This is a genomic window from Marivita sp. (genome assembly GCF_048006345.1).
GTDB lineage: Bacteria > Pseudomonadota > Alphaproteobacteria > Rhodobacterales > Rhodobacteraceae > Marivita.
Window position 1 is genome coordinate 3,340,965 of sequence record NZ_CP180351.1, and the last position, 25,235, is coordinate 3,366,199.

Consider the following 25,235-nt stretch of genomic DNA (forward strand, 5'->3'; position numbering starts at 1 on the left):
TCCTCGGTATTGACACTGACGGGGTCCATTGCCCCGGCACAGACGGGCGACGAAACCACCCGTCCCGTCAGCCGATCCTCCGCCGACAGCGAAGTCAGCCGCGGCGCCGGAACAGGTGATCATACGGTCTCAAGCGCGCCGTGTGTGACCATTTCAAGGTTTGCCAAACGTGCGTTTTGGGCACTGTGTTGAATGTCAGGTTAGACTTGGGTTCGATCTAAATTTCCCGACTTGCGAATGGCAGATGTTCGGATCTGCTGCCGTAGATGGACCAGTTTGGCTTTGGTTTGCTAGTGCAACAGTTCTTTTGCATCACTCCATAGATTAGCGATCAGTTCGTTTGCCGGTTCGGCGCGTGCCAGACCAGCAGACTGACCGGCCCAGGCCTGCATTCGGTCGATGTCGATCGCGGCAGACCGCATCGCTTTTGTGATGTTTCGCTGTATGGGATAGGGCGCGGGTTTCGGCCCTGCTTCGGCAGCCTCTGTATATGCGGTGCGAATCGATCGCCCCAAACGCCCCGAAAATGCGCGTGTGGGAACGGTGTCTTCGGGTAAGGCGGCACCGATGGCGTCAGCCCAAGCAGGAGCGATTTCGGCTTCCGGCGTACGCAACAGTCCAGTTCCGATCTGCACCGCAGATGCACCGAGAATAAGCGCCGCCGCGATCCCACGTGCATCAGCAATGCCACCCGTGGCCACAACAGGCACGTTGACGACATCGATAACCGCAGGAAGGAGGGAAAAAAGCCCGATCATTGACCGCGATGCATCTTCGGCGCTGAACGACCCTCGATGACCGCCAGCTTCGAAACCCTGCGCAATAATGACATCCGCGCCAGCTGCTTCTGCTGCCAAAGCCTCAGTGACCGAAGTCACAGTTGCAAACCATTTCACCCCACGCTCTTTCATGCGTGCCACGAAAGGGGCGGGGTAGACCCCCATAATGGAAGAGATTACAGGTGGAACGGCCGCCAGCATCGCTTCACATTGTGCATCGAAATCCAAATGGGGGGCTTCTGCCTCTTCGGCAGAGACTTCCGGGCCCCATCGCCCCAGAAACTCCCGTATCGTCGCTTTGTGGTCTGCGTCGCGCACAGGGTCAGGATCGGGTATCCAGATATTGAGTTGAAACGCGCCATTTGAACCGGATCGCATCTGTTGCGCCCAGTCGGATATCTCTTTGGGCTCCATCATCAAGCAACCACAAGCACCCATTCCACCGCCATTCGCAACCGCTACGGAGAGTGAAACGGGACACGCCCCTGCCATCGGCGCCAGAAGAATGGGCAGTCGGAGGTCGTGGTCCTCGCAAAAAGCTGCGACGCGACTTAACGAATTGGATGGCATCGAACGCTCCTGCGTTGATTGGTGTCACATGTCCCGATCGTTTATGAGACTATCAGAAATCGCCGCCCCTCAACAGCGGACATTGGCGCGCTTGGAGCGCATGCTCATATCGTCCTGCCGAGCAGCTCGACAAGACCATCTTCCGTTTCGATCCAGAACACCTCCGTGCGACGGCAGGAGACCGCTTGGTGCGCTTTTGATCCCTTCGCAAAAAGCCCGAGTCGCGCTAGGATTGAGCAAAGTCCGGCAAACGGACACGAGCAGCAGGGGTTGAAGACATGCGGTATCTGGTGATCGCCTCGGTATTGGCACTGACGGGGTCCATGGCCCCGGCACAGACGGGCGACGACACCACCCGTCCCGTCAGCCGATCCTCCACCGACAGCGAAGTCAGCCGCAGCGCCGTGTCTCTGGTGTCGGTCACCGCACCGCGCAATTCCCTGCGCCCGGCCTTGCGGCCCGCGGTGACGTCGACACCCGAAGTGCTTGTTTCCGCCGCAACCCAATCCGGGTTCGAGGACTGGATCAAAGGCTTCCGCGTCCGCGCCCTGCGGCAGGGCATTTCGGCCGATGTGTTCGACCGCGCCTTCGCCGGTGTGCAATACGATGCCGACGTGATCCGCCGTGACCGCAACCAGTCGGAATTTACCAAGACGATCTGGGATTACCTTGACAGTGCCGCGTCTGACGCGCGGGTCAACAATGGCAAGGCGGCGCTGCGTAAACACGGCGCGTTGCTGGACCGGATCGAAGCACAATACGGCGTCGACAAGGATGTGATCGTCGCGATCTGGGGACTGGAATCGGCCTATGGCACCTTCCGGGGGTCGAACCCGGTGATCGGGTCTCTGGCCACTTTGGCCTATGACGCGCGGCGCAGCGATTTCTTCGAGGAGCAACTGATCGAAGCCCTGAAGATTCTGCAAAGTGGTGATGTGCGCCTTGCGAATTTCAAAGGCAGCTGGGCCGGGGCGATGGGGCATACGCAGTTCATCCCGACCTCGTACCAATCGCTTGCGGTGGATTTCGACGGCGATGGCAAGCGCGACATCTGGTCGGACGATCCCGCCGACGCGCTGGCGTCAACCGCGAATTACCTTGCGAAGAACGGCTGGATCAAAGGCGCCCCTTGGGGCGTCGAGGTGCGCATCCCGCAAGGCTTTGATTACACGCTCGCCAATCGGGACATTCTGCGCATGCCGTCGGAATGGGCGCAGATCGGGATCGTGGATCTCGATGGCAAAGCGGTCCCGGATCATGGGTCTGCCTCGGTTCTCTTGCCCGCAGGCGCGAAAGGCGCGGCGTTCCTGATCTTCAAGAACTTCGACGTGATCGAGACATACAACACCGCGGATGCCTATGTGATCGGGGTTGGGCATCTGAGCGACCGCATCACCGGCGCGGGGCCGATCCGCTCGGACTGGCCGCGCGAGGACCGCGCGCTGACTTTTGACGAGCGGATCGAAATGCAGCGTCTTCTGACCGCCAAAGGCTTCGACACCCAGAAGATCGACGGAAAGATCGGGCCGCTGACCATCAACGCCGTGCGGGCGTTCCAAACGTCCATTGGCGATATCCCCGATGGATACGCCTCTTTGAACATCCTCAAGAAACTGCGCTAGGCTGAGCTCCGAAACGGTGGTGTGATCCCCTGCCCCTTCGGCGAAAGGCCCGAGATATGCCAACAACCCTGATCGTCCTCGCGCATCCCGACAGGCGCTCGTTCAATGGCGCATGGTCGGATGCGACCGAGGCGGCAGCCTTGGCGCAGGGTGACACGGTTCTACGGTCGGACCTGTGCCAGATGGGGTTCGATCCTGTGGAACGGGCGGCACACTATGGGGATTGGCCCGAGGACACGCCCTTTGACCCGCTCAAGGCGCAGGAAGGGGCGGCCGATGCCGGATCAACTCCGAAAGACGTGCGGGCAGAGGTCGACAAGATCAAGCAAGCCGACCGGATGGTCCTGCACTTCCCGCTTTGGTGGTTCGCTCCACCCGCCATCCTGAAAGGCTGGTTCGACCGCGCATTCCAGCATGGTGCGCTGCATGATGTCGACGCCCGGTTCGACAGGGGCGTGTGCCGGGACAAACAAGCACTGATGTGTGTAACCACCGGGTCGAACGCTGCTGAAAGCGCTTATAACGGGAAGGAAGGCGATATTCGCCTTCTGTTGTGGCCCACCGCTTATACCCTGCGCTACTTGGGGTTCGACGTGCTGGAGCCTGTCGTGGTGCATGGTGTGCATGGCTATCACAGGGGCGACCGCGAAACGCAGTTGGTCAACCGCCTGACCGCAACGCTGGATGCACAAACAGACATCATGGCCGGGTTTTCCACGCGGCCCAGACTGCGTTTCAATAGGGATGATGATTTCGACGAAACGGGTCAGTTGCGCAGCGACAGAGCCTCGATCACGCCGTTTATTCGTCACAGGGCCGCGTTTGACGAATAGAGTGTTTGTGCAAGACACAGCGCGGGCCTAAAGGGCGTAGAGCCCAATGGGAGAGCGCCCTTGATCCTGAACATCGACGTGCATCTGGAATACCAGTTGTCCAGACCCACTGACCTGCTGCTGCAAATCGAGGCCGCACATCTGCCGGATCAGCCTGTCCAAAATGCGCAAATCGACTTTTCCGATGTCAGCGATTTCGCCCGCGTCGCTGCCGACGAAGGAGTGGGCGATCGCATCTGGCTGCGGGCCGACGGTCTTTTCCGGTGCGATTATCGCGCAGAAGTCCGGATCGACCGCGCGTCTATGGATCTCAGCCTGCTTGACGCGGTGCCTCCGCATCGGTTGCCCGGTGATACGGTGCGATACCTGATGCCCTCCCGTTACTGCCCTTCGGACGAGTTCCAGACCTTCGTTGCAGCGGAGTTCGGGCATCTTTCAGGCGGCGCACAGATCACCGCGATGCGCGACTGGATCGAGCGGTCGTTCCAGTATGTGCCGGGCGTCAGCAACGCGCAGACCACCGCCCTGGACAGCTTTGTTCAGCGGCAGGGCATCTGCCGCGATTATGCGCATGTGCTGGTGACATTGGCCCGCGCCGCGACAATCCCCGCGCGCTTTGCCAGCGTCTTTGCGCCGGGTGTGACCCCGCCTGATTTCCATGCGGTGGCAGAGGTATATCTGGACGGCGGCTGGCACCTTGTCGATCCCACAGGCATGGGGACGTCAGCCGACATTGCACGGATCGGTGTCGGTGCGGATGCAGCCAACGTGGCGTTCCTCAACATATTTGGTCAGGCGGAGTTTGTTGCGCAGAGCGTGTCTGTGACAGAGGCCTAGTCTCGCAGGGCCATCAAAGCTCTGACAGATCGGTCCAGCGAAACGCGTCCTTTTCGGCGAACACCCGCCCCACCGAGGGAAGGGAGAAATGGCTGCCAAGCACAAGGCACTCTGCCTCAGCCGCCGTTTGCAGCAGAAAGCGGCGGGACTCGACGGCCTGTTCTGCATCTGCATCAAACTTGAAATGCCATTCCGGATGCCAGCACTGAGCCGCAGAATGCAGCGCATCCCCGGTGATGATCGCTTCGCGGTTGCCGCTCCGGATTTGAACCGAGACATGACCCGGTGTATGCCCCGGCGTCGGGACAAGGGTCACGTGTTCGCCAAGCATATGCCCCGTCTGCACCATCTCGGCCTGACCAGCGGCGATCACGGGCAAGACGCTTTCGGTGTAAAGATCGCTCATCCGGTCCTTGTGGAACGCTGCGTCGGCGGCGGGTATGAGGTAACGCGCATTGGGAAACGTGGGAACCCAACGACCATCCTCGAGCCGCGTGTTCCAACCCACATGGTCGGTGTGCAGGTGCGTGCACAATACGTAGTCGATGTCATCGACGGTCAGACCCGCCGTATGGAGCGATGCCAAGAACCGCCCGTCTGACCGCTGGTGCCAGTCTGGAAAGGCGGGAACGGTTTTGTCATTGCCAATGCAGCTGTCGACGAGAATCCGATGGGTCGGAGTGACCAGCAGGAACCCTTGAATCGGCAGGATCAGGCAGCCGGTGGTTTTGCAGATCGAGCCGGGTACATGGCTCTCCATAACCTCGGCAACATCGGGCCCCGCAGTCGGGAAAAGCGCATCGGGCGCCATGAAGGGACCATGCAGGTCGAGCAGTCTCCAGACTTCGACCTCACCGATTTTACAAAGCATCGCCTGTTCCCATTCGAACTGATCTTATCAGTCTGCCCTACAGTCTTCGCCGCGGAAACAGGACAGCGCCTTCTGCTCCTGTTCGGCGGTCGGTGACGCATAGGTCATACCGGGACACGGGCTGATCTGCGCAACCCATTGGAGCTTTTCCTGTTTGAGGAACGCCAGATGCTCGCCTTTCGCGGTTCCGCCGCACCAAGGGCCAAGGCAGGACACCCGCAGAATCACGTCGCGTTCGAACCGCTTGGTGAACCCGTACTTGGTGAGGGAGTATCCGGCCAGCCAGCCTTCGATATCTGTCGTGTCACGTTTGCGGGAAGTGCGTAGATCGGTGCGGTCAGGCAGCTTGGCCTCATCGAAGAACAGATCGCCTTTGACGATGATATAGGCGTCGTCGGATTGCGCGGCCTGCTGAAAGTCGCGGGCGATGTCCGGCGGTGCGCAACTCAGCGCATGGGCAGGTTGCGCGAGTGCCATCAGGCCCGCAAGGACAACGCCCAGCCGCATCACAGGTGGTCCTTGAAGGCCGCCAGCACCCGTTCGTAGACATGCCGCTTGAACGGCACGATGTTGTTGATGAGCTGATCCGGCGCCATCCACTGCCACCGGCTGAATTCCTGATGCTCGGTCGCGATATCGACCTGATCGTCGGTGCCGTTAAAGCGCATCAGGAACCATTTCTGCTCCTGACCGCGATACCGCCCCTTCCAGAGCTTGCCGACAAGATCATGCGGCAGATCGTAGGGTATCCAGTCCTTGGTCTCGGCCTCGACCTTGACGAGCGAGGCCAGAACCCCGGTTTCTTCCCACAGCTCGCGCAGCGCCGCGTCACGCGGGCTTTCGCCCTTGTCCACCCCACCCTGCGGCATTTGCCAAGCCGGGCCGGGGTTGTCGAGCCGCTGGCCGACAAAGACCTTTCCCTCACGATTGACCAGCATCACGCCGACACAGGGACGGTAGGGCAGCTTGGCAATCTGTTCGGGGGTCATGCTGGGGCCTTTGTAAATGTGCGGCGCAGGAACACCCTGCGCCGCGATGTGGTCTTACTCTTTCGACGGCTGCAGCGCGGTCAGGCCCTTGAGGATGTCGATGGCATAGGCCAGCTGGTAATCCTCTTCACGCAGTGCTGCAGCAGCTTCGGCCTTGGCGCGGTCAGCTTCGATCTGCTGGATCTCGTCCTCGGTCAGACTGTCATTGTCGAGGCTGCCGCGCAGGTCGGCTTCGGACCGGCTCAATGCGTTTGTCTCCTCGTCCTCAGCACTGGCTTCGGGGCGGCGCGGCTGGGCCACAACGATGTCCGGCGACACGCCCAGCGCCTGAATCGACCGACCCGACGGCGTGTAATACCGTGCCGTGGTCAGACGCATCGCACCGTCACCCCGCAGCGGCATCACCGTCTGAACCGAGCCTTTGCCGAAGGACTTGGTGCCCACGACGATGGCGCGGCGGTGATCCTGAAGTGCACCGGCCACGATTTCGGACGCCGACGCAGAACCGCCATTGATCAGAACGACAATCGGCTTGCCCTGCGCCAGATCGCCCGGTGTAGCATTGTAACGGTCGCCATCCTCGGGGTTGCGGCCACGGGTGCTGACGATTTCGCCCTTTTCGAGGAACGCATCGCTGACGCGGATCGCCTGATTGAGCAAACCACCGGGGTTGTTGCGCAGGTCGAGCACGATGCCTTCGACATTGTCCATGCCACCCGCCGCTTCGACCTGTTCGGCCAAGCCTTCTTCGAGGTTGGCGTAGGTCTGGTCGTTGAACGTGGTCACACGCAGGACCACCGCATCACCTTGCAAGCGGGTACGAACGGCCGTCAGTTTGATCGTGTCGCGAATGATCGACACGTCGAACGGTTCTGCCTCGCCTTCGCGCACCACCGTGATGATGATCTCGGAGCCGACCGGCCCGCGCATCATGTCGACCGCTTCATCCAGCGTCAGACCCAATACAGACGCACCATCCACATGCGTGATGAAGTCGCCCGCTTCGATCCCGGCTTCCTCGGCAGGGGTGCCGTCGATGGGCGATACGACCTTCACAAAGCCTTCTTCCTGGGTGACTTCGATCCCAAGACCACCGAATTCCCCACGCGTCTGCACCCGCATGTCTGCGGCATCGTCGGGCGACAGGTAGCTGGAATGGGGATCCAGCGAGGTCAGCATGCCGTCAATGGCCGCTTCGATCAGATCACCGGCATCCACCTCTTCGACATATTGCGCACGGATGCGTTCGAAAATGTCACCGAACAGGTCCAGCTGTTCGTACACGTTTGTGGTGCGGGCGCTTTCCTGCGCGATCAGCGGACCCACGAATTGCGTCGTGGCCACGATGCCTGCGAGTGTGCCGCCCATGGCCGCCATGACTACTTTTTTCATTCGGTCCTTCCCTTATCCTGTGTGAACCACCCGAGGGGGTCCTCTGGCGTGTCGCCCAATCTGACTTCTATATAGAGCGTTTCGGACAGCGCTTCGCCAGCCCTTTCACCGGATGGTGATTGAATATCGTTGGTTTCGCCCGCCGGACCGCCCATCAAACCGACCGGGCTGCCCTCGGGAAGCACCTGTCCGGTCTCTCCGAACACGGTTTCGAGCCCCGCAAACACGAATAGAATATCGGGTTCCGGTTCAAGAATACTGACCAGCCCGTAATCCAAGAGCGGACCCCTGTAGCGGATCGTCGCCGCAGCCGGTGTTGTCACAAGTGCGCGAGGCCGGGTCGCGATCAGCACACCCGGTCGCGTCACACCCGCTGCATCGGTCTCACCCGCCCGGCGCAGGATCTCGCCCGTGACCGGCAGCGGCAACCGGCCCTTGCGATTGCTGGCGGCGGGCAGATCAAGATCAGCCTCGTCTTCCGAGATTTGGCTCAACCCGGCCGCAAACCCGTCCAGCGTTTCAGAAGCCGCGATCAGCAGCGCGGTTTTGACCGGGTCTTCGGTGAATTTGCGTGGCAAATCGGTGCGGTCGGCCATCGCCTGACTTAACGCGGTGCGGGCCGCCTGAATATCGGCCAGTCCATTTTGCAGCGTATTCGCAGCGTCCTGCTGCAACTGGCGAAGGGCGGTTGCCTCTTCCACATCTGCGCGCAGGTCTGATGCCGCAGCGGTGAGTGCGGGCGTGATCGACGCCATCAACAGTCCTGCCCGCGCGGTCCCGATAGGGCCATCGGGATGCACAAAGTTCTGCGGTCCCGCACCCGGGCCAATCGCCGACAGCGCCGCAAGCAGGCGTCTGACCTCGGTATCGCGCGCATCAAGATCGCGGCGCAATTCGGTTTCGCGGATCGACGCCGCCCGCAGCCCATCGCGCATTGCGGCCAGCCCTGTCTCGAACGCGTGTACGGCCTCGGTCAGGGCCCGCACCCGATCCCGCGCGGACTCGGCTGCATCAAGCTGGGCTGTTGCATCTTCCAACTGCACCATCGCGTTGCGCGCAGCGTCGGCCGGGGTCTGGGCCGAGAGGGGCACGCCAATCAGGCAGAAAAGAAGCGCAAGGTGCCTCATGTGCGGATCAGGCTTTTCCCGGTCATCTCGTCAGGTTGCGGCAGCCCCATCAGCGCCAGCAGGGTCGGCGCCAGATCGGCCAGCCGCCCATCGGCGAGCGTGGCGCCCTCTGGCCCACCGTAAAGCACCACAGGCACAAGGTTCGTCGTATGCGCGGTGTGCGGCCCGCCGGTTTCAGGATCGACCATTGTTTCGCAATTGCCGTGGTCGGCTGTCACGATCATCGCGCCACCGGCCTTTTCTACGGCGGCCAGCACCTTGCCCAGACCGGCATCCACCGCCTCGCAGGCCTTGATCGCGGCCTCCAGATCGCCGGTGTGACCGACCATGTCCGGGTTGGCGTAATTGGTGACGATCAGGTCATACCCTGCCTCGACGGCGGCCACGAATTTCTCGGTCACTTCGTCCGCCGACATTTCGGGTTGCAGGTCATAGGTCGCCACGTTGGGGCTTTTGGGCATGTAGCGGTCTTCGCCCTCTTCCGGTGTCTCCTGCCCGCCATTCAGGAAGAAGGTCACATGCGGATATTTCTCGGTCTCCGCCAGGCGGAACTGTTTGCGACCGTGCTTGGCAACCCATTCGCCCAGCGTGTTCCTGATTTCCTGCTTCGGATAGGCAGTCGTCATGTAGGCATTGTGCGCCTTGGAATAGTCCACCATGCCCAGAAGACCGGACAGCGCGGGCTTGTCCCGCTTGAACCCGTCAAAGTCCGGATCGCCGATGGCGGCAAGGATTTCGCGCGCCCGGTCGGCGCGGAAGTTGAGGCAGAAAAAACCGTCGCCTGTATTCAGGCCGGTGTAGTCCCCGATCACACAGGGTTCGATGAATTCGTCGTTCTGGTCTTTGGCGTATGCGTCCGAAACGGCTTGGACCGCCGTGCCCGCATTGTTCCCCTGCCCGAGGATCATCGCATTATAGGCCCGTTCCACGCGATCCCAACGGGTGTCGCGATCCATGGCAAAGTAGCGCCCAATGACGGTTCCGATGCTGGCACCCTTTGGCAGACTGGCGTCAAGATCGTCGACAAACCCCTTTGCCGAGGTCGGCGCCACGTCGCGCCCGTCGGTGATGGCGTGCAGAACCACCTCGACGCCCTGATCCGTCAACGCTTTCACCGCCGCCTTGATGTGGCTGATATGCCCATGCACCCCGCCATCCGAGACCACACCCATGATATGCGCCCGGCCGCCGGCATCCTTGACTGCCTTGGCAAAATCACGGATCGCGGCATTCTCGAAAAAGCTGCCGTCTTCGATGGCAAGGTCGATCTGGCCGAGGTCCATCGCCACCACCCGGCCCGCGCCGATATTCGTGTGCCCCACCTCGGAATTGCCCATCTGTCCGCTGGGCAGGCCCACATCAGGGCCATGGGTGATCAGCGTCGCATGCGGGCAGGTCGCCATGAGATGATCCATCGTCGGCGTATTGGCCAGTTTTGGCGCATTCGCCGTTGGATCGTCACGCAGGCCCCAGCCGTCGAGGATCGTCAGAACGACAGGTTTCGGGGTGGTCATGTGCTGGGCCTTTCTGCTCGGCTCGGTCTTGAACGCGGTTTAGCAGAGGTGGCCCGGGATGTGGAGAGGGCGCATTGGCTGTGTGATCGAACCGCTGACGCGGTCCGATCAGCTGGGGGCTCTGCCCCCAGACCCCCGGCATATTTGGAAAGAGAAGAAGAAGATCAGGCGCACACTAACCGAACATCCGCCACCCCGCCATCCAGCGGGTCAGAGTGGTGACCGCGCAGAGCGCGGCGAAGGCGTAGGCGAGCCACGGGAAGGCTACCGGAAACAGGCACATGGCGACGAAGAGTGCGATGGTCTCGGTGCCTTCGGTCAGGCCGCCGAGATAGTAGATGCCTTTCGTTGGGTACGCGTCGGACGTGATCCCGCGTTTTTCCGCGATGATGGAGAAGGCGAGAAAGCTTGATCCGGTGGCGATGAAGCTGCAGATCAGCACGGCGGCGGGCAGCGCGTTTGCGGCTGGATCATGCAGCGCAAAGCCAAGCGGAAAGAGGCCGTAGAACATGAAGTCGAGCGCGATATCGAGGAACGCGCCGCGGTCGGAGGGGGTCGTCAGACGCGCAACCGCACCATCCAGACCATCGGCGAGCCGGTTAAGGGCAAGGCACACCAGCGCAACCCAGAACAGCCCCATCCACAGCGACAGAACTCCGATCAGACCGATCCCGAAGCCCACAATGGTGATCTGGTCCGCACTGATCCCCCGCGCGACAAGCGCCCTGGCCGGGCGGTCAATGGCGCGTTTGACTAGCGGCAATATGGCAGCGTCGATCATCGGTCAGCCTCGAAAAACAGGTCGAAAACCGCCATACCGGGCCAATCCTCATGGGTACACTGAAATCTTGCACACCTGTTTGTCATTTGACCGGAACAGGGTAGTGCTGGTTTTAACGCCAGATACCCGGGCGCTGCCCACAGGACCAAGGACCAGACTTCATGCGCACCATACTTGCTGCCACGCTTGCCACTGTCACCGCCTTCGCCGCTCAGGCAGAGCCGGACCCGTCAAATTGGACTGCCGTCACTGAAGAGGCACGCGGTCAAACGGTGTATTGGAACGCATGGGGCGGGTCGGACACGATCAACAGTTTTATCACGTGGATCGGCGACAGGGTGAACGAGGAGTATGGCGTCACGCTGGAGCATGTGAAGCTGTCGGACACCGCCGATGCGGTGAGTCGCGTGCTGGCGGAAAAGACCGCTGGCAAAGATGAAGGCGGGGCCGTCGACATGATCTGGATCAACGGCGAAAACTTTGCCGCCATGAAGCGTCAGGACCTGTTGTTCGGACCGTGGGTTGAACAGACCCCGAGCTGGGCGAATGTGGATGTGGCGGGCAAACCGGCGGTGGTGTCGGACTTCACCGTGCCGACCGACGGGCTTGAGGCACCGTGGGGCATGGCGCAGGTGGTGTTCTATTATGACACCGCACGGCTTGAGACACCTCCGACCACCATGGAGGCCCTTGCCGCCTATGCCGCTGCCAATCCGGGGCGTTTCACCTATCCGCAGCCGCCGAACTTCCTTGGCTCCACTTTCCTGAAGCAAGCCCTGATCGAATTCGTGCCGGATGCCTCTGTCCTGCAATCACCAGTGGAAGAGGCCGATTATGATGCGGCAACCGCCGACTTCTGGACCTTTATGGACGGTCTGACACCGACGCTCTGGCGGTCGGGCCGCGCCTATCCGCAGAACGAATCCCGCCAGATCCAGTTGATGGCCGATGGCGAGATCGACCTTGCGATCAGCTTCAACCCGAACGAGGCGAGCAACGCGATTGCCAATGGTCAGTTGCAGGATACGGTGCGGACCTTCGTGATGGATGCAGGCAGCATCGGCAATGCCAGCTTTGTCGCCATTCCCTATAATGCCAACGCCAAGGCGGGTGCGATGGTGGTGGCCAATTTCATGATGTCACCCGAAGCGCAGGCGATGATGCAGGATCCCGAAGTGTGGGGCCTTGGCACCGTACTTGATCTGGCGAACCTGTCCGGTGAGGATCGTGCGCGGTTCGATGCGCTGGAACTGGGCATTGCCACGCTGCCCCCGGCAGAGCTGGGCGCGACCCTGTCAGAGCCGCATCCAAGCTGGATGGTCAAACTCGAGGAAGACTGGACCGACCGGTACGGCGTCGCGCAATAGGCGTGGCGTGAGCGCAGGCTGCGACACGTCCTCGGCGCGGGCCCGGTTTCTGCCATGGGCCCCGCTTCTGACCCTTGCCATCATGGTTGGTCCCGTGGTGGCCGGATTGCTGGGCACGGTTGCGCCGGCCTTTGGCTACATGCCCGCATTGGGCGGTGACGGGATCAGCCTCAACGCCTTTACCATGCTGTTCGATTGGCCCGGCATCACCCGCGCCAGCGTTCTGAGCGTCACCACCGGGATTGTGGCAACGGGGCTGTCGCTGCTGCTTGTCGCCCTGATCTGTGCCGCGTGGAGCGGTTCCCGTGCGTTTCGCATCATCGAACGGATGCTGTCGCCGCTGCTGTCCGTGCCCCATGCAGCGGCAGCCTTTGGGCTGGCGTTCCTGATCGCCCCATCCGGCTGGATCGCGCGCGCCACCTCGCCATGGCTGACGGGATGGGACAGACCGCCCGATCTGTTGATCCTGCAAGATCCCTATGGCCTGTCCCTGATTGCCGGACTGGTGGTCAAGGAAGTGCCGTTCCTGCTGCTGATGACGCTGGCGGCCCTGACCCAGATCCGCACCAGCCAGGCCCGCGATACCGCTCTGGCCCTCGGCTATGCGCCGGTTACGGCGTGGTTCAAGACGGTTTTCCCGCGCGTCTATGCGCAGATCAGGCTGCCCGTCTTTGCGGTGCTCGCGTTTTCAATGACCGTGGTGGATGTGTCCCTGATCCTTGGGCCGACCACGCCCCCGACGCTTGCGGTTCAGATCCTGCGCTGGATGAACGACCCCGACCTGTCGCAACGCTTTCTCGGGTCAGCCGCCGCCGTGTGGCAACTCACCTTGGTGGTTGGCGCATTGATCCTGTGGCGCTTGGGTGAAATCGGGGTTGGTCATCTGGGACGCGGTTGGGTGGCGTCGGGACGCCGGGGTGGTGCCACACGCAGTTTCAAAGCGGTGTCCCTGACCGCCGCGATCCTGAGCGCCAGCGCCATCGTCTTCGGCATTCTGGGCCTGCTGGTGTGGTCCTTTGCCGGGCTTTGGAGCTTTCCGGATCTGCTGCCGGGTGCGTTTACGGCCAAGACATGGATGCGTCATGCGATGAACCTATGGCCCATACTCAGCGAAACCCTGATCATCGCGTCGGTGGCAACCTTGGTCGCCCTGTTGCTGACCATCGCCTGTCTTGAAGCCGAAGAACGCCACGGGCTGAGGCCGGGAAGCCGGGCGCTGTGGCTGCTATATGTCCCGCTGATCGTGCCCCAGATCGCCTTTCTGACAGGGTTGCAAACCTTGGCGATTTACACTGGCATCGACGGCAACCGCACTGCAGTGATCGCCGTGCATATCATCTTCGTCCTGCCCTATGTGTTCCTGTCACTGGCCGATCCTTTCCGCGCGTGGGACGCACGCTACGGCCATGTCGCGCGGGCCTTGGGTGCGGGGTGCGACGGTGTGCTCTGGCGGGTGCGCTTGCCGATGCTGCTTCGACCGATCCTGACTGCCGCCGCCGTGGGCTTTGCCGTGTCGATCGGGCAATTCCTGCCGACCCTCTTGGCAGGTGCGGGGCGCGTGCAAACCCTGACGACCGAAGCCGTGGCATTGGCCTCCGGGGGTGACCGGCGAGTGATTTCGGTTTATGCGCTCAGCCAGACCGCGCTGGCGCTGTTGCCCTTTGCGCTGGCTCTGTTTGTTCCCGCCATCATCTGGCGCAATCGCAAGGGGCTGCGTCATGCCTGATCCCGGTCTGACTCTTGACCATGTGATGATCCGCCGGGATGGGCGGACGCTGGTCGATATCTCGGATCACGTCGCCCCCGGTGAGGTGTTGACCGTGATGGGTCCCAGCGGTTCGGGCAAATCCACGCTGCTGTCTTACATCATAGGCACGCTTGACCCGGCATTCGAGGCCAAGGGGCGGGTTGTTCTGAACGACACCGACATCACCAACCTCGCGCCAGAGCAGCGGCACGTGGGTATCCTGTTTCAGGACGAATTGCTTTTCCCACATCTGTCGGTGGGCGAAAACCTTGCCTTCGGATTGCGCGCTTCGGTCAAATGCCGGATCGAGCGCGGCCGACAGATTGCGGCGGCTCTTGAAGATATCGGGCTTGGCGGGTTTTCCGACCGTGACCCCGAAACATTGTCCGGCGGTCAGAAAGCGCGTGTCGCGCTGATGCGGATGCTGCTGTCTGCGCCGAAGGCGTTGTTGCTGGACGAACCGTTCTCGCGGCTCGACACCGAACGGCGCGATCAGGTGCGTTCGCTGGTGTTCGATCAGGCGCGGGCCAAAGGGTTGCCGGTGCTTCTGGTCACACATGATCATGCCGATGCCGAAGCAGCGGGCGGCCGCGTTCATCGGTTGGACTAGCCGGGTCTATTCACCTTCCGGCGCGGGCCGGGTGGAAACAGACCCGTAGCGCAGCTTCAAAGCGTGGGCGATTTCCGACGGCAGGATCGCAAAGCACTTCGCATAGCGCGGGATCAGCCGGGCCGGTTGAGACAACGCGCGCCACAGCCATTCCATCGCAATCGCCCGCACCCAAGCGGGCGCGCGCACTTGTGCACCAGAAAAGAAATCCAGCCCCGCACCGATTGAGATAAAGCCAACATTTCGCAACTTGTCGCGTCCGTAGGCGGCAAACAATTCCTGCTTGGGAGCGCCAAGGGCGAGGAAGGCAATGTCTGCCTTTGCTTTGGCCAACGCATCCAGAACCACATCGGCAGAAGCACCCATCGGGTCGAATCCCATCGGAGGCGCAATCGCTGCGACAATTTGCGTGCCGGGCACTTCACGTTCGAGATACGCCTTCGCCGCAGCGAGTGTCTCATCCGTGCTTCCCACCAAAGCGAGCGTCTTGCGATGCGCCGCAGCGATCCGCACCAGTGGCAGAATCGCATCAGAGCCGGGGATCAACGACACCGGGCGTCCGGCCAGTTTTGACATCCAGACAATGGGATTGCCGTCGGCCACCACCAGGTCCTGCGCAGCGTAGGCATCGCGAAAGCGTTGATCCTGACGCAATTTTACCAAATGGTCCAAATTGATCGTCGCCAGTGAAAACCCTTCACCAACGCGCAGACGCGAAGAGATGTGCCGCTCGAGAGCGACCCAATCGGGTACGTTGACAGTCACGTCAAAGGCCTCGCCCCAAAAGCGCATAAGCGCCTCCTCATTCGTCAATTCGGGGATGTCTACATGCATCATGCGGCCAAATCGCGGCCACAGCGCCGCAAAATCAAGACATTCCGGCAAAAATTATCCTAAGACACACGAGAAACCCGACGTTTGTCGAAATATGACCATGATTGGATGGTCTAAGCCCTGCGAAAAGACGCACAGAAGCACATGAGCAGCCCGTGAACTGTAACCGATTCCGTATCGTCCGAGCCTCGGCCTACGGTCGCACCTGCCATTGGGTCGCGGCATGAACGGGACTGTCTCGATCATCGGCTGTGGCTTTGTGGCCGATCTTTATATGCGGTCGCTTCAGGCGATGGACGGGATCACCGTGGCCGGAGTCTACGACAAGAACGCCGAACGTCTGGCGCAGTTCTGCTCATTCTGGAACGTGCCCTCTGTGGCGTCGATGGACGCATTGCTGGACCAACACCCGCGCGATGGCGTGGTGCTCAACCTCACCAATCCGTCTGCGCATTTCGAAGTGAACTCTGCCAGCCTTGCAGCCGGATGCCACACCTATTCCGAAAAGCCGCTTGCCATGACGGTCGAGGACGCCAAGGCCTTGCATGCGCAGGCGGAAGCCGCCGGGTTGATGCTGGCGTCCGCCCCCTGCAGCGTCTTGGGTGAGGCCGCGCAAACCTTGGGTCATGCGCTGCGCAATGGCGTCGCCGGAACTCCTCGCGCCATCTACGCCGAACTGGACGACGGGTTTGTTCCGCAGGCCGCCTACAAGAAATGGATCTCCGAATCCGGCGCACCGTGGCCGTTCGAGGATGAATTCCGCGTTGGCTGTACGCTCGAACACGCGGGTTACTACCTTGGCTGGCTGATCTCGTGGTTTGGATCGGTGCGCACCGTGGTGGCGGCGTCGGCTGAGACCATTCCCGGCAAGGAAGGCACCGGGCCATATGCGCCGGACCTGTCGGTTGCCACGCTGTTTTTTGAAGACGGGCCGATGACCCGGCTCACCTGCTCCATCGTGGCCCCACATGATCACCAGATCCGCATCATCGGCGATGGCGGCGTTCTGGCCTGCAAGGCGGCGTGGGACAATTCCGCCAAGGTCACTTTTGCCAAACGCATGACGATCCGCCGCCGCCTGATGGAATCGCCCTTCCCGAAAACCATCAAGCTCGGCCAGCCGACCCATCCCAAGGTCAAACGCTGGGGGGCGGCCGCGATGAACTTCATGCTCGGGCCTTCAGAAATGCTGGACGCGCTCCGCGAAGGTCGTCCGTCCCGCCTGTCGAACGACTTTGCCTTGCACATGACCGAGGTCACGCTGGCAATGCAGAACGCGGGCGAAACGTCCGGCGCACAAGCCATGACCACCCGCTGTGATCCGATGGAGCCGATGCCATGGGCGCAGTGAAAAGGGTTCTCATCACCGGCGCGACGGGCTTCATCGGGCGCGCCACTGTCGACGCTGCGCTGGACGCGGGGCTGGAGGTTGTGGCGGTGCAGAGGCGCGTTGGGACGAACCGTACGGGTGTAACGTACGTTTCAACAGACCTGACCGTACGGGACAGGATCGCCGACCTTGCCACAGCCATGGCCGGATGCGACGCTGTCATCCACCTCGCCGCCGCCATGTCGGGCAAGGCAGAGGATCACGCGCGATTGACACTTGCGGGCACCAAACACTTGATCGCAGCCATGAAGAAGGCCGGTATCGCTCACCTCACGCTGGCCAGTTCGCTGGCGGTGTATGACACGTCCAAAGTGGCGATTGGCGCAGCGCTGACCGACACAACGCCGCTTGTGACCACAGATACCGCGCGCGATGCCTATTCGGATGCGAAGGCCCAGCAAGAGAGCCTTGTTTCAAAGGCCGGTATTGACTCTGTGACGGTGGTACGGCCGGGCATCGTGTACGATGCAGACCGCCTCTGGAATGCGCATTTGGGTGTTGGTGCAGGACCGGCTTTGTTCCGCGCTGCGTCTGGCGATCCATTGCCGATGTGTCATGTCCAAAGATGCGCCGCAGCGCTTGTGCAAGCGACTGCGCATCGGCTTCGGGACACGATCACACTGGTTGATCCCTCTTTGCCGACGCGAGGGCAAGTGATTGCAAAGCTTCAAGAAAGCGGCTGGCCGAAACTGGTTCTACCGCTTCCTCTCGGACTTCTGTGGGCCATCGCGCAGATGCTTCAACCCATAGCGCCCCGTCTGCCCGGCCTGTTGCGCGCACCGGTCCTGAGGCAACGGCTGATGCCCATGACTTACAAATTCGACCTGCCTTCGGGGATCACTCTGCCAGACCCCTCTCCTGCGTGGGAGGCTGCGACATGACCCTGCCAAAGATCGCTTATCTGACCGGCGAATACCCCCGCGCGAGCGACACGTTCATCCAGCGCGAGGTCGCCAATCTGCGCGCGCTGGGGCACGACGTTCTAACGTGTTCGATGCGCACAACCGGCGCGGAACACCTCGTCGGCCCGGAACAGCGCGAGGAACATGCGAACACGTTCAAGGTGTTGGACGCGGTGCGCAATCCGAAAACCACGCTGAAGGCACATTGGCGGTGGATGAAAACGCCGGGGCGCTACCTGTCGGCGCTCGGTTTGGCGTGGCGAACCGCACCGAAAGGCATCAAGGGGCGGATCTACAACCTGATCTATTTCGTCGAGACCGGAGTGCTGGCCGCCAAGCTGGTAGACGAAGGCGTGACCCATCTGCACAATCACATCGCCAAAGCGTCCTGCACGGTGGCGATGCTGGCGGGGGAACTGTCAGGGCTGCGGTGGAGCTTTACGATCCACGGGCCAGACATCTTTTTCGAGCCGCACCATTGGCGGATCGACGAAAAGGCTGCTCGAGCAGCCTTTGTGTCGTGCATCAGCCATTTCTGTCGGTCGCAACTCATGTGCTTTGCGGACACGCAACACTGGCACAAGCTGCACATCGTTCATTGTGGCGTGGACCCATCCCGGTACGCGCCCAAGCCGCTTCGAACCGGCTTGCGGGCGCTCTTTGTCGGGCGATTGGCCGGCGTCAAAGGCGTGCCGATCCTGATCGACGCCGTGGCGCGATTGGCCACGACCTACCCGGACCTCACCCTGCGTCTTGTCGGTGACGGACCGGACCGCAAGGCGTTGGAAGCCGAGGTCGCCAAGCGAGGCTTGCAGGATCGCATTGTCTTTCTGGGATACAAATCGCAGGCCGAAGTGGCCGAGGAACTGGCACAAACGGATGTCTTCGTCCTACCCAGCTTTGCCGAGGGCGTGCCCGTCGTGCTGATGGAAGCGATGGCATCGCAGGTCCCCGTCTTGACCACGCGCATCGCCGGGGTTCCCGAGTTGGTCGAAGATGGCGTGAGCGGCCGCCTCGTGCCGCCGGGCGATGTAGACGCCTTTGCCGAGGCGCTGGATGCGTTGCTGTCGGATGCGGGCCTGCGTAAGGCCTACGGTGCTGCGGGACGCGCAAAGGTGGTCGCGGAATATGACGCGGCACAGGAAGCGCGCTGGTTGTCTGAGCTGATCGTCGCTTATGGCGAAGGCCGTCCCGTGCCGCACTTGCGACCGTCAGAAGAGGCAATGTCATGAGTGTGGATGTCGTTCTGATCGGGCGAAACGAGGGGCAGAAACTGGTCCGGTCGCTGGCCTCGGTCGCTCCGCAGGCACGGCGGATGGTTTATGTAGACAGTGCTTCCACGGACCAGAGCGTGGCCAATGCGGAAAAGGCAGGGGCCGTCGTGGTCAAGCTCGATATGTCCGTACCCTTCACCGCCGCCCGTGCGCGCAACGAAGGGTTCGCGGCATTGATTGCGCAGGACGATCCACCCGATGTGGTGCAGTTCCTTGATGGTGATTGCATCATGGCCGATGGCTGGCTTGACAAGGCCGAGGCAAGGTTGCGGTCCAAAAACGATCTTGCGCTGGTCACCGGCCAGCAGCGCGAGATGCGGCGCGATGCGAGTGTGTTCAACCAGATGTTCGACGTCGAGTGGTCACGTCCGGCGGGTGAGATCCTCACCTGCCCCGGCAACATGATGGTGCGTGTCGAAGCCTTTGAAGATGTGGGGGGGTTCAATCCCAGCGTGATCGCCGCCGAGGACGATGAGTTCTGCACGCGGCTGCGCAAGGCGGGTTGGCGGCTGGTGCGCATTGCCGAGCCGATGGCGGGACATGATGCCAACATGATGCGGTTTAGCCAATGGTGGAAACGGGCCGAACGCACCGGGCATGGGTTTGCGCAGGTGGGGCACTTGCACCCCGACTATTTCGTGCGCGAACGGCAGCGCGGCTGGGTCTATGGGTTGATCCTGCCGATTGTCGCCGTGGTCGGAACGCTGTCTTCGCCCGCGATGCCGGTTCTGATTTTCGGTCTTTACGCACTGTCCTATTGGAAAACCACGCGTGGCTTGGTCGCCGAAGGTTTGCCGAATGAGGAGGCGCGCGCGCATGCGGTGTACCTCACCTTGTCCAAGTTTCCGAATGTCATCGGCATGATCCGCTTTCACTGGCGGCGCCTGAACAATGCGCAGATGCGCATCATCGAATACAAGTAAGAGGTAAAGACGGATGGCGTCTTCGAAAATTCGCGTTGGTCTGATCGGGGCCGGGTATATCGCAAGCTGGCACGCGGATGCATTGCGGGCGACCGATGGGGTCGAGATCACTGCTGTTTGTGATCCGTCCGAGGCTACAGCCAAGGGCTTGGCCGAGGGGCTTGGCGTGCGGGCCTTTGGGGACGTGGCCGACCTGATCGAGGCCAAGGTCTGCGATGCGGTTCATATCCTGACGCCGCCGCATCTGCATCACCCGCTGGCGATCCAGTGCCTCAAGGCCGGGCTGCACGTGCTGGTGGAAAAGCCGGTGGCAACCTCAGCGGCCGAGACCGCCGAGATCGAGGCAGTCGCACAGGAACACGGTGTGCGCTTCCATGCCGGTCACAACTTCATGGGCCTGCCTTCTTATGACCGGCTCAAGGGTATGTTGGCGCGTGGGGAATTGGGACGCGTGTCCGTGGCCGAGGTACATTGGTGTCTGCCGCTTGCACCGTTGCGGTCGGGACCGTTCGGCATCTGGTTGCTGCGCGAGCCAAAGAACCTGCTGCTGGAGCTTGGGCCGCACCTGATGGGGTTCATTGTCGATCTCTTCGGGGTGCCGGACATCCAGTCCGTCCATCTGTCCAAACCCGTTGATCTGCCGGGGGACGACACCCGCCATCAGGCGTGGCGGATCATGGCGCAGGCCGGGGATGTGGATGTGACACTGACCATTTCCATGGTTGAAACGATTGACGACCGGTCTTTGACCCTGCGTGGATCGTCCGGTCGGGCGCGGCTGGACTTCGCTGCGGATACGCTGGTGGTCGAACGCGAGAATGCGTCCGATCTGGTGCTGAACCCGCTGCGGCGGCAGTTGGACCTGTCTTGGCAGCACCTGCGCGAAGGGCTTGGCAATACGTTCACTCAGGTGGTTTCCTTGAACCGCAAATCCCCCTATGCGCTGAGCTTTCAGGGGATGGATGCGGCGATCTATGACGCGTTGCGCACCGACAAAGCGCCGGATGCGCGCTTCTCGGGCGAGAGCGCAGTCAAGGTGATGACAGCGCTGGATCAGGCGTTGGCGCTCATCCCGGCAGATCAGTTGAAAGCCGCCCCGCCCAAAGCAAAAACTCGCGATCCGAAGCCGACTGCGATGGTGATTGGCGGGACCGGGTTCATCGGTCGTGCGCTGACCCGCGCGCTTGTGGCCAAAGGGCAGGATGTGCGCGTTCTCAGCCGGGGTCGGTTCGGCCCCTTCCCTGACCTGCCGCACGAGGTCGAAACGGTCGGAGTCTCGCTCTACGACAAGGCGGCGCTGGTCGAGGCGATGCAAGGCATCGACGTCGTCTACAATCTGGCCCGGTCACTGGAAGGCACGTGGGACGAGGCGCTGGAGCATGATGTTGGTGTGGCCGTTCGCATCGCCGAAGCCTGTCAGGAAGCCGGGGTCAAGCGGTTGGTCTATACAGGTACGATTGCCAGCTATGACATGTCCTCCCCGGAGCAGAAGATCACCGAAGACCTGGCCTTCCCGGACGATATGAGCGACCGAAACATGTACGCGCGGTCCAAAGCGGAATGCGAAAAACGGCTGATGGAGATGCACCGACGGGATGGATTGCCCTTGGTCATCGCGCGTCCGGGTATCGTGGTCGGTCATGGCGGACCTTTGCAGCATTGGGGCATTGGGCGCTGGCATGGCGCGGGCGCTGTGCGCATCTGGGGCAATGGGTTGAACATCCTGCCCTTCGTCCTGATCGACGATGTGGCCGAGGGTTTGATCCTGATGGGCGAACACCCGAATGCGGTTGGGCAAAGCTACAACCTGATCGGAGAACCGATGCTGTCTGGCAAAGGATATTTCGATGCGATCCACAAATCCTTGGGTGCGAAGATCAGGGTCAGTACCGGGAACCTGACGCTGTTCTGGGCGGCGGATGCGGTCAAGCATGTGCTGAAGGTCTATGCGTTGCGGCGGCGTGGGTTGACCCGGCCTTCGCTTGCGGATTGGAAAAGCCGGGCGCATCTTTCGCCCTTCGTGAACACCAAACCGAAGACGGAATTGGGGTGGAAACCGGAACAGGATAAGGCCCGTTTCATCGAAGAGGCGATCGGGAAAGCCAATCTGTTCGGGTTCTGATCGCCTTCATTTGATAAACAATCCCCTCAAATCGGACGTATTCTTGACAGAATGCACTGTCACAGATCGAGAACGCGGCTTAGGTCGCGTCGAAACAGGACCGGAAAAATCGATGCCGCGCAAAGAGGCTGAGACATGACAGAACAGCCAAAGTTCCAACGCCGCAAACGGCGCGGGGCGGTGGCGGTTGTCGAACAGCCACAGCGCATCGCGGAACAGCCGGTCGATCACACGCTTGAAGAGCTTGAAGCGCTGATCGCTGAAAAAGAAGCGCTGTTGCAGCGCAAGGCAGAGCTTGAGGCCAAGCGACTGCGCGAGGCCGAACGTGAGGCAGAGCGCGCGCGCGCCGCAAAGGCAGCGGAGGAGCAAGCCCGCCAGGCCAAGGCGGCACGGGACGCCGAATTGGAAGCGAAACGTCAAGCCCGCCAAGCAGAGCTTGAGGCGCAGAAAAAACGCGACGCCGAGCAAGCCAAACTGGCCCAGATAGAACGCGCCGCGAAGCCAAAGACACCGTTGGTTCTGGCCCGCCCGCCGGAGCCGAAACCAACTCCAGCGCCTGTGTTTGACCCGGAAGCGTCTTGGAAAGCCATTGACCGGTTCCAGCTTGATCCGCAGCGCCTGGCCGAGCGGAACGTGATCACCGCGCTACGTCAGGATCCGTCGCACACGCGGTTCGACATCTTGCGCACGCGGATGTTGCAGGCCTTGTCCGAAAACGGGTGGAAGCGCGTTGCAATCACTTCTCCGACCAAGGATTGCGGCAAGACCTTTACCGCAGCAAACTTGGCGATCAGCCTGTCACGGCAGGAAAACTGCCGCACCGTTTTGCTTGATCTGGATATGCGCAGCCCAAGCCTGCACAAGATTTTCGGCGTGTCTGACACCGGTGCGATTGGCGACATGCTGCGCGGGGACATCTCTCCCGAGGCGCATCTTCAGGGCTTCGCACCCAACTCGATTGCCGCCGGATCGCATGTGGCCATCGGGTTCAATGGGATCGTGGAACCCTATGCTGCGGAATTGCTTCAGGATCCGTCGACACGTGCAGTGTTGGACGAGATCGAACGGCAGTTCAAACCGAATGTTATGCTGTTCGATTTGCCGCCTGCCCTTCTGAACGACGATGTGATCGCGATGCGCCCGCATATTGACGCGTTGCTGATCGTTGCAGCGGGTGGAATGACCAAGGCGAATGACATCAAGGAAACCGAACGCCGCCTTGGTGACGGGATTCCGCTGCTTGGCGTGGTCCTGAACAAGGCGGAACACGTCGAGAGCAGCGATTACCCGTATTGATCGTTACTGCGCGTTGCGCGGCGACAGGTTGAACCCGGTCAAGGCCGCAATGGGTTTGGCCACGAGACCGATCAAGCCCAAGAGCAATGCGATCACGATCCCCAGAACGATCTTCCAGCCTTTGCGCTTTGTCTTGGTCGGCATCGGTTTTCCGGTTTCCAAAACAGGCACCGAAATCACAGGACGAATCCCCAGCACGCGCTCCATCTGAGCGGCGTTGCGGATCGGCGGGTTCAACATTTCAAGAACGAACGCAACGCCAACAGCCAACATGACACTTGCCACACCACCCATCATCGCGATGGAGCGCTTGCTGCGCGACACCGGGAACACCGGGACAATTGCAGGTTCAAGCACTTCGAAACGCGCAAGCTGGCGCTGTTCCTCAAGGCTCTGGCTCATCTGGGCATCTGCCTTGCGGCGGGAGATGACAGTGAACTGCTCGTTGAGCTGGGTCAGCTCGCGCTGCAGCGACGCCAACTCGCGATCAACCGCGGGCGCGCGCACCAGCAAACCGTTGATCTGTGCCGTGCGTCTTTCGATCAGGTTGATCTGGTCCTGCAGCAAGCTGACCTCACGCTCAAGCGCTTCGGGACGCGTCCGGGCGGAGTTGGATTCGAGGCTGAGAATTTGTTGACGCAAGTTCAGGAGAGAGGCGTTCAGCGTTGTCAATTCGCCCTGCAAAACGGTGATGTTGGCGGGCAGCACTTCGGCATTCGCGGACTTGAATTGCGCAATCACGTTTTCGGACGCGGCGATTTCTTCGCGGATGCGGGCCTCTTCGATGTTGAAGAACTCAAGCTCGGTCTCGGCACGACCAACGCTGCGGGTGCGGGCCTCCTGCATGACGCGCGCCAGAATTTCGTTCGCCACGTCCGCAGCTTTTTGCGGATCGCTGAGATTGGCTGTGATGACCATACCGGACACGGACTGCACGGGTTGCCAAGGCTCGCCCCCGCCAATCGGCTCAATGGTCACGGAGCGACGCATTGCATCAAGACGCATTGCCAGCGTCATATTCGGGATGTCGGTGAACAGATCATATTTGTCCATGATCTCGACCAGTGATCCACGGGACATCACGCGCTGTTCGATCAGCCGCACAGTGCGGAGCGCATCAAGGCTGGCGCGGTTGTCGATCATGGCACCGACACTTGTGTTGGTACCTGCAACCTGCGCGTCTTCGATCTGTACGACCGCGATGGCGTTGTAGACTGGAATCTTCGACAAAGCGACGACAAGCGAAATCACGCACCCGATAAAGGTGATCAGGATAATAAGCCCCATGCGCCGCTTGAGCGCAGAGAACACCTCTTCGAACGACTGAAAATACAGCAAGCCTTCAGCTCCAGTACCAAGGCCCCCGCCTTGTCCAAGTCGAGTCAACCTGTGGCAGGCTGCCTTGGACAAGACATAATTTAGCCAAATCAAGGCAGAATTGCGACAGCTAAAAAC

At 61.2% G+C, this 25,235-nt stretch carries 22 protein-coding genes; 12 read left to right on the top strand and 10 right to left on the bottom strand.

Annotation, left to right across the window (positions count from 1 at the left end; genetic code table 11):
• Positions 1-290: 290 nt before the first annotated feature.
• A complete protein-coding gene (locus tag ACMVPR_RS16395) occupies positions 291-1,349 on the bottom strand; it encodes an NAD(P)H-dependent flavin oxidoreductase (RefSeq protein WP_416883750.1) in 1,059 nt (352 codons plus the stop codon).
• Positions 1,350-1,627: 278 nt separating this feature from the next.
• Here ACMVPR_RS16395 and ACMVPR_RS16400 point away from each other — a divergent pair, with 278 nt between their 5' ends.
• From ACMVPR_RS16400 to ACMVPR_RS16410, 3 genes are read left to right on the top strand one after another with little or no spacing between them, the layout of a single operon-like run.
• A complete protein-coding gene (locus tag ACMVPR_RS16400; RefSeq protein ID WP_416883751.1) occupies positions 1,628-2,971 on the top strand; it encodes a lytic murein transglycosylase in 1,344 nt (447 codons plus the stop codon).
• 56 nt (positions 2,972-3,027) lie between these two features.
• Entirely contained in the window at positions 3,028-3,804 is a 777-nt protein-coding gene (locus ACMVPR_RS16405; protein WP_416883752.1) for an NAD(P)H-dependent oxidoreductase, read from the top strand.
• Positions 3,805-3,864: 60 nt separating this feature from the next.
• Positions 3,865-4,641 (top strand): transglutaminase-like domain-containing protein, encoded by a 777-nt coding sequence (locus ACMVPR_RS16410; RefSeq protein WP_416883753.1) that lies wholly within the window; start codon positions 3,865-3,867, stop codon positions 4,639-4,641.
• Between the two features lie 13 nt (positions 4,642-4,654).
• Here ACMVPR_RS16410 and ACMVPR_RS16415 read toward each other — a convergent pair whose 3' ends face one another.
• The 7 genes from ACMVPR_RS16415 to ACMVPR_RS16445 form a co-directional block, all read right to left on the bottom strand.
• Positions 4,655-5,512, bottom strand: a complete 858-nt coding sequence (locus ACMVPR_RS16415; protein WP_416883754.1) for an MBL fold metallo-hydrolase — start codon at positions 5,510-5,512, stop codon at positions 4,655-4,657.
• Positions 5,513-5,539: 27 nt separating this feature from the next.
• Positions 5,540-6,019, bottom strand: a complete 480-nt coding sequence (locus tag ACMVPR_RS16420; protein ID WP_416883755.1) for a hypothetical protein — start codon at positions 6,017-6,019, stop codon at positions 5,540-5,542.
• Positions 6,019-6,501, bottom strand: coding sequence for an RNA pyrophosphohydrolase (locus ACMVPR_RS16425; protein ID WP_292264340.1), 483 nt, complete (start codon positions 6,499-6,501; stop codon positions 6,019-6,021). The genes ACMVPR_RS16420 and ACMVPR_RS16425 overlap by 1 nt, the downstream gene beginning before the upstream one ends.
• A 54-nt stretch (positions 6,502-6,555) precedes the next feature.
• Positions 6,556-7,893 carry a S41 family peptidase gene (locus ACMVPR_RS16430; protein ID WP_416883756.1) on the bottom strand — a complete coding sequence of 446 codons (1,338 nt, stop codon included), beginning with the start codon at positions 7,891-7,893 and terminating at the stop codon, positions 6,556-6,558.
• Positions 7,890-9,020, bottom strand: a complete 1,131-nt coding sequence (locus tag ACMVPR_RS16435; protein ID WP_416883757.1) for a murein hydrolase activator EnvC family protein — start codon at positions 9,018-9,020, stop codon at positions 7,890-7,892. The genes ACMVPR_RS16430 and ACMVPR_RS16435 overlap by 4 nt, the downstream gene beginning before the upstream one ends.
• Positions 9,017-10,534, bottom strand: a complete 1,518-nt coding sequence (gene gpmI, locus ACMVPR_RS16440) for a 2,3-bisphosphoglycerate-independent phosphoglycerate mutase (protein ID WP_416883758.1) — start codon at positions 10,532-10,534, stop codon at positions 9,017-9,019. Before gpmI ends, ACMVPR_RS16435 begins: the two co-directional genes overlap by 4 nt.
• A 175-nt stretch (positions 10,535-10,709) precedes the next feature.
• Positions 10,710-11,315: a CDP-alcohol phosphatidyltransferase family protein gene (locus ACMVPR_RS16445; protein ID WP_416883759.1), complete on the bottom strand. Its 606-nt coding sequence runs from the start codon at positions 11,313-11,315 to the stop codon at positions 10,710-10,712.
• A gap of 161 nt (positions 11,316-11,476) precedes the next feature.
• Here ACMVPR_RS16445 and ACMVPR_RS16450 point away from each other — a divergent pair, with 161 nt between their 5' ends.
• The 3 genes from ACMVPR_RS16450 (at position 11,477) to ACMVPR_RS16460 (ending at position 15,039) form a co-directional block, all read left to right on the top strand.
• On the top strand, positions 11,477-12,682 hold the full coding sequence (locus ACMVPR_RS16450; RefSeq protein ID WP_416883760.1) for an ABC transporter substrate-binding protein: 1,206 nt from the start codon (positions 11,477-11,479) through the stop codon (positions 12,680-12,682).
• A gap of 82 nt (positions 12,683-12,764) precedes the next feature.
• Complete coding sequence (locus ACMVPR_RS16455) at positions 12,765-14,408, top strand: ABC transporter permease (protein WP_416884674.1); 1,644 nt, start codon at positions 12,765-12,767, stop codon at positions 14,406-14,408.
• Positions 14,401-15,039, top strand: a complete 639-nt coding sequence (locus ACMVPR_RS16460) for an ATP-binding cassette domain-containing protein (RefSeq protein WP_416883761.1) — start codon at positions 14,401-14,403, stop codon at positions 15,037-15,039. The genes ACMVPR_RS16455 and ACMVPR_RS16460 overlap by 8 nt, the downstream gene beginning before the upstream one ends.
• A gap of 6 nt (positions 15,040-15,045) precedes the next feature.
• On the opposite strand, the gene ACMVPR_RS16465 is transcribed toward ACMVPR_RS16460, so the two are convergent.
• Positions 15,046-15,831 (bottom strand): WecB/TagA/CpsF family glycosyltransferase, encoded by a 786-nt coding sequence (locus tag ACMVPR_RS16465; RefSeq protein ID WP_416883762.1) that lies wholly within the window; start codon positions 15,829-15,831, stop codon positions 15,046-15,048.
• 265 nt (positions 15,832-16,096) lie between these two features.
• Between ACMVPR_RS16465 and ACMVPR_RS16470 the strand changes: the two genes are divergently transcribed.
• The 6 genes from ACMVPR_RS16470 to ACMVPR_RS16495 all read left to right on the top strand — a co-directional run bounded on the left by ACMVPR_RS16470 (position 16,097) and on the right by ACMVPR_RS16495 (position 23,780).
• Complete coding sequence (locus ACMVPR_RS16470; RefSeq protein ID WP_416883763.1) at positions 16,097-17,224, top strand: Gfo/Idh/MocA family protein; 1,128 nt, start codon at positions 16,097-16,099, stop codon at positions 17,222-17,224.
• Positions 17,212-18,144, top strand: a complete 933-nt coding sequence (locus ACMVPR_RS16475) for an NAD-dependent epimerase/dehydratase family protein (RefSeq protein WP_416883764.1) — start codon at positions 17,212-17,214, stop codon at positions 18,142-18,144. Before ACMVPR_RS16470 ends, ACMVPR_RS16475 begins: the two co-directional genes overlap by 13 nt.
• The gene (locus ACMVPR_RS16480) at positions 18,141-19,397 is read left to right on the top strand and encodes a glycosyltransferase family 4 protein (RefSeq protein WP_416883765.1); all 1,257 of its coding nucleotides are present in this window, start codon (positions 18,141-18,143) and stop codon (positions 19,395-19,397) included. The genes ACMVPR_RS16475 and ACMVPR_RS16480 overlap by 4 nt, the downstream gene beginning before the upstream one ends.
• Positions 19,394-20,362, top strand: a complete 969-nt coding sequence (locus tag ACMVPR_RS16485; protein ID WP_416883766.1) for a glycosyltransferase — start codon at positions 19,394-19,396, stop codon at positions 20,360-20,362. The genes ACMVPR_RS16480 and ACMVPR_RS16485 overlap by 4 nt, the downstream gene beginning before the upstream one ends.
• A 13-nt stretch (positions 20,363-20,375) precedes the next feature.
• Positions 20,376-22,484: an NAD-dependent epimerase/dehydratase family protein gene (locus ACMVPR_RS16490; protein ID WP_416883767.1), complete on the top strand. Its 2,109-nt coding sequence runs from the start codon at positions 20,376-20,378 to the stop codon at positions 22,482-22,484.
• A 135-nt stretch (positions 22,485-22,619) separates the two neighbouring features.
• The gene (locus tag ACMVPR_RS16495) at positions 22,620-23,780 is read left to right on the top strand and encodes an exopolysaccharide biosynthesis protein (protein WP_416883768.1); all 1,161 of its coding nucleotides are present in this window, start codon (positions 22,620-22,622) and stop codon (positions 23,778-23,780) included.
• 3 nt (positions 23,781-23,783) lie between these two features.
• On the opposite strand, the gene ACMVPR_RS16500 is transcribed toward ACMVPR_RS16495, so the two are convergent.
• Positions 23,784-25,118, bottom strand: a complete 1,335-nt coding sequence (locus ACMVPR_RS16500) for a GumC family protein (protein WP_416883769.1) — start codon at positions 25,116-25,118, stop codon at positions 23,784-23,786.
• Between the last annotated feature and the right edge of the window lie 117 nt (positions 25,119-25,235).

Bases quoted from the DNA above. Each gene is read 5' to 3' on its own strand.
- ACMVPR_RS16420 (WP_416883755.1), bottom strand. From the start codon at position 6,019: ATGCGGCTGGGCGTTGTCCTTGCGGGCCTGATGGCACTCGCGCAACCT.
- ACMVPR_RS16450 (WP_416883760.1), top strand. From the start codon at position 11,477: ATGCGCACCATACTTGCTGCCACGCTTGCCACTGTCACCGCCTTCGCC.
- ACMVPR_RS16480 (WP_416883765.1), top strand. From the start codon at position 18,141: ATGACCCTGCCAAAGATCGCTTATCTGACCGGCGAATACCCCCGCGCG.
- ACMVPR_RS16400 (WP_416883751.1), top strand. From the start codon at position 1,628: ATGCGGTATCTGGTGATCGCCTCGGTATTGGCACTGACGGGGTCCATG.
- ACMVPR_RS16475 (WP_416883764.1), top strand. From the start codon at position 17,212: ATGGGCGCAGTGAAAAGGGTTCTCATCACCGGCGCGACGGGCTTCATC.
- ACMVPR_RS16485 (WP_416883766.1), top strand. From the start codon at position 19,394: ATGAGTGTGGATGTCGTTCTGATCGGGCGAAACGAGGGGCAGAAACTG.
- ACMVPR_RS16435 (WP_416883757.1), bottom strand. From the start codon at position 9,020: ATGAGGCACCTTGCGCTTCTTTTCTGCCTGATTGGCGTGCCCCTCTCG.
- ACMVPR_RS16455 (WP_416884674.1), top strand. From the start codon at position 12,765: ATGGTTGGTCCCGTGGTGGCCGGATTGCTGGGCACGGTTGCGCCGGCC.
- ACMVPR_RS16495 (WP_416883768.1), top strand. From the start codon at position 22,620: ATGACAGAACAGCCAAAGTTCCAACGCCGCAAACGGCGCGGGGCGGTG.
- ACMVPR_RS16470 (WP_416883763.1), top strand. From the start codon at position 16,097: ATGAACGGGACTGTCTCGATCATCGGCTGTGGCTTTGTGGCCGATCTT.
- ACMVPR_RS16415 (WP_416883754.1), bottom strand. From the start codon at position 5,512: ATGCTTTGTAAAATCGGTGAGGTCGAAGTCTGGAGACTGCTCGACCTG.
- ACMVPR_RS16405 (WP_416883752.1), top strand. From the start codon at position 3,028: ATGCCAACAACCCTGATCGTCCTCGCGCATCCCGACAGGCGCTCGTTC.
- ACMVPR_RS16430 (WP_416883756.1), bottom strand. From the start codon at position 7,893: ATGAAAAAAGTAGTCATGGCGGCCATGGGCGGCACACTCGCAGGCATC.
- ACMVPR_RS16460 (WP_416883761.1), top strand. From the start codon at position 14,401: ATGCCTGATCCCGGTCTGACTCTTGACCATGTGATGATCCGCCGGGAT.
- ACMVPR_RS16445 (WP_416883759.1), bottom strand. From the start codon at position 11,315: ATGATCGACGCTGCCATATTGCCGCTAGTCAAACGCGCCATTGACCGC.
- ACMVPR_RS16425 (WP_292264340.1), bottom strand. From the start codon at position 6,501: ATGACCCCCGAACAGATTGCCAAGCTGCCCTACCGTCCCTGTGTCGGC.
- gpmI (WP_416883758.1), bottom strand. From the start codon at position 10,534: ATGACCACCCCGAAACCTGTCGTTCTGACGATCCTCGACGGCTGGGGC.
- ACMVPR_RS16490 (WP_416883767.1), top strand. From the start codon at position 20,376: ATGGCGTCTTCGAAAATTCGCGTTGGTCTGATCGGGGCCGGGTATATC.
- ACMVPR_RS16465 (WP_416883762.1), bottom strand. From the start codon at position 15,831: ATGCGCTTTTGGGGCGAGGCCTTTGACGTGACTGTCAACGTACCCGAT.
- ACMVPR_RS16395 (WP_416883750.1), bottom strand. From the start codon at position 1,349: ATGCCATCCAATTCGTTAAGTCGCGTCGCAGCTTTTTGCGAGGACCAC.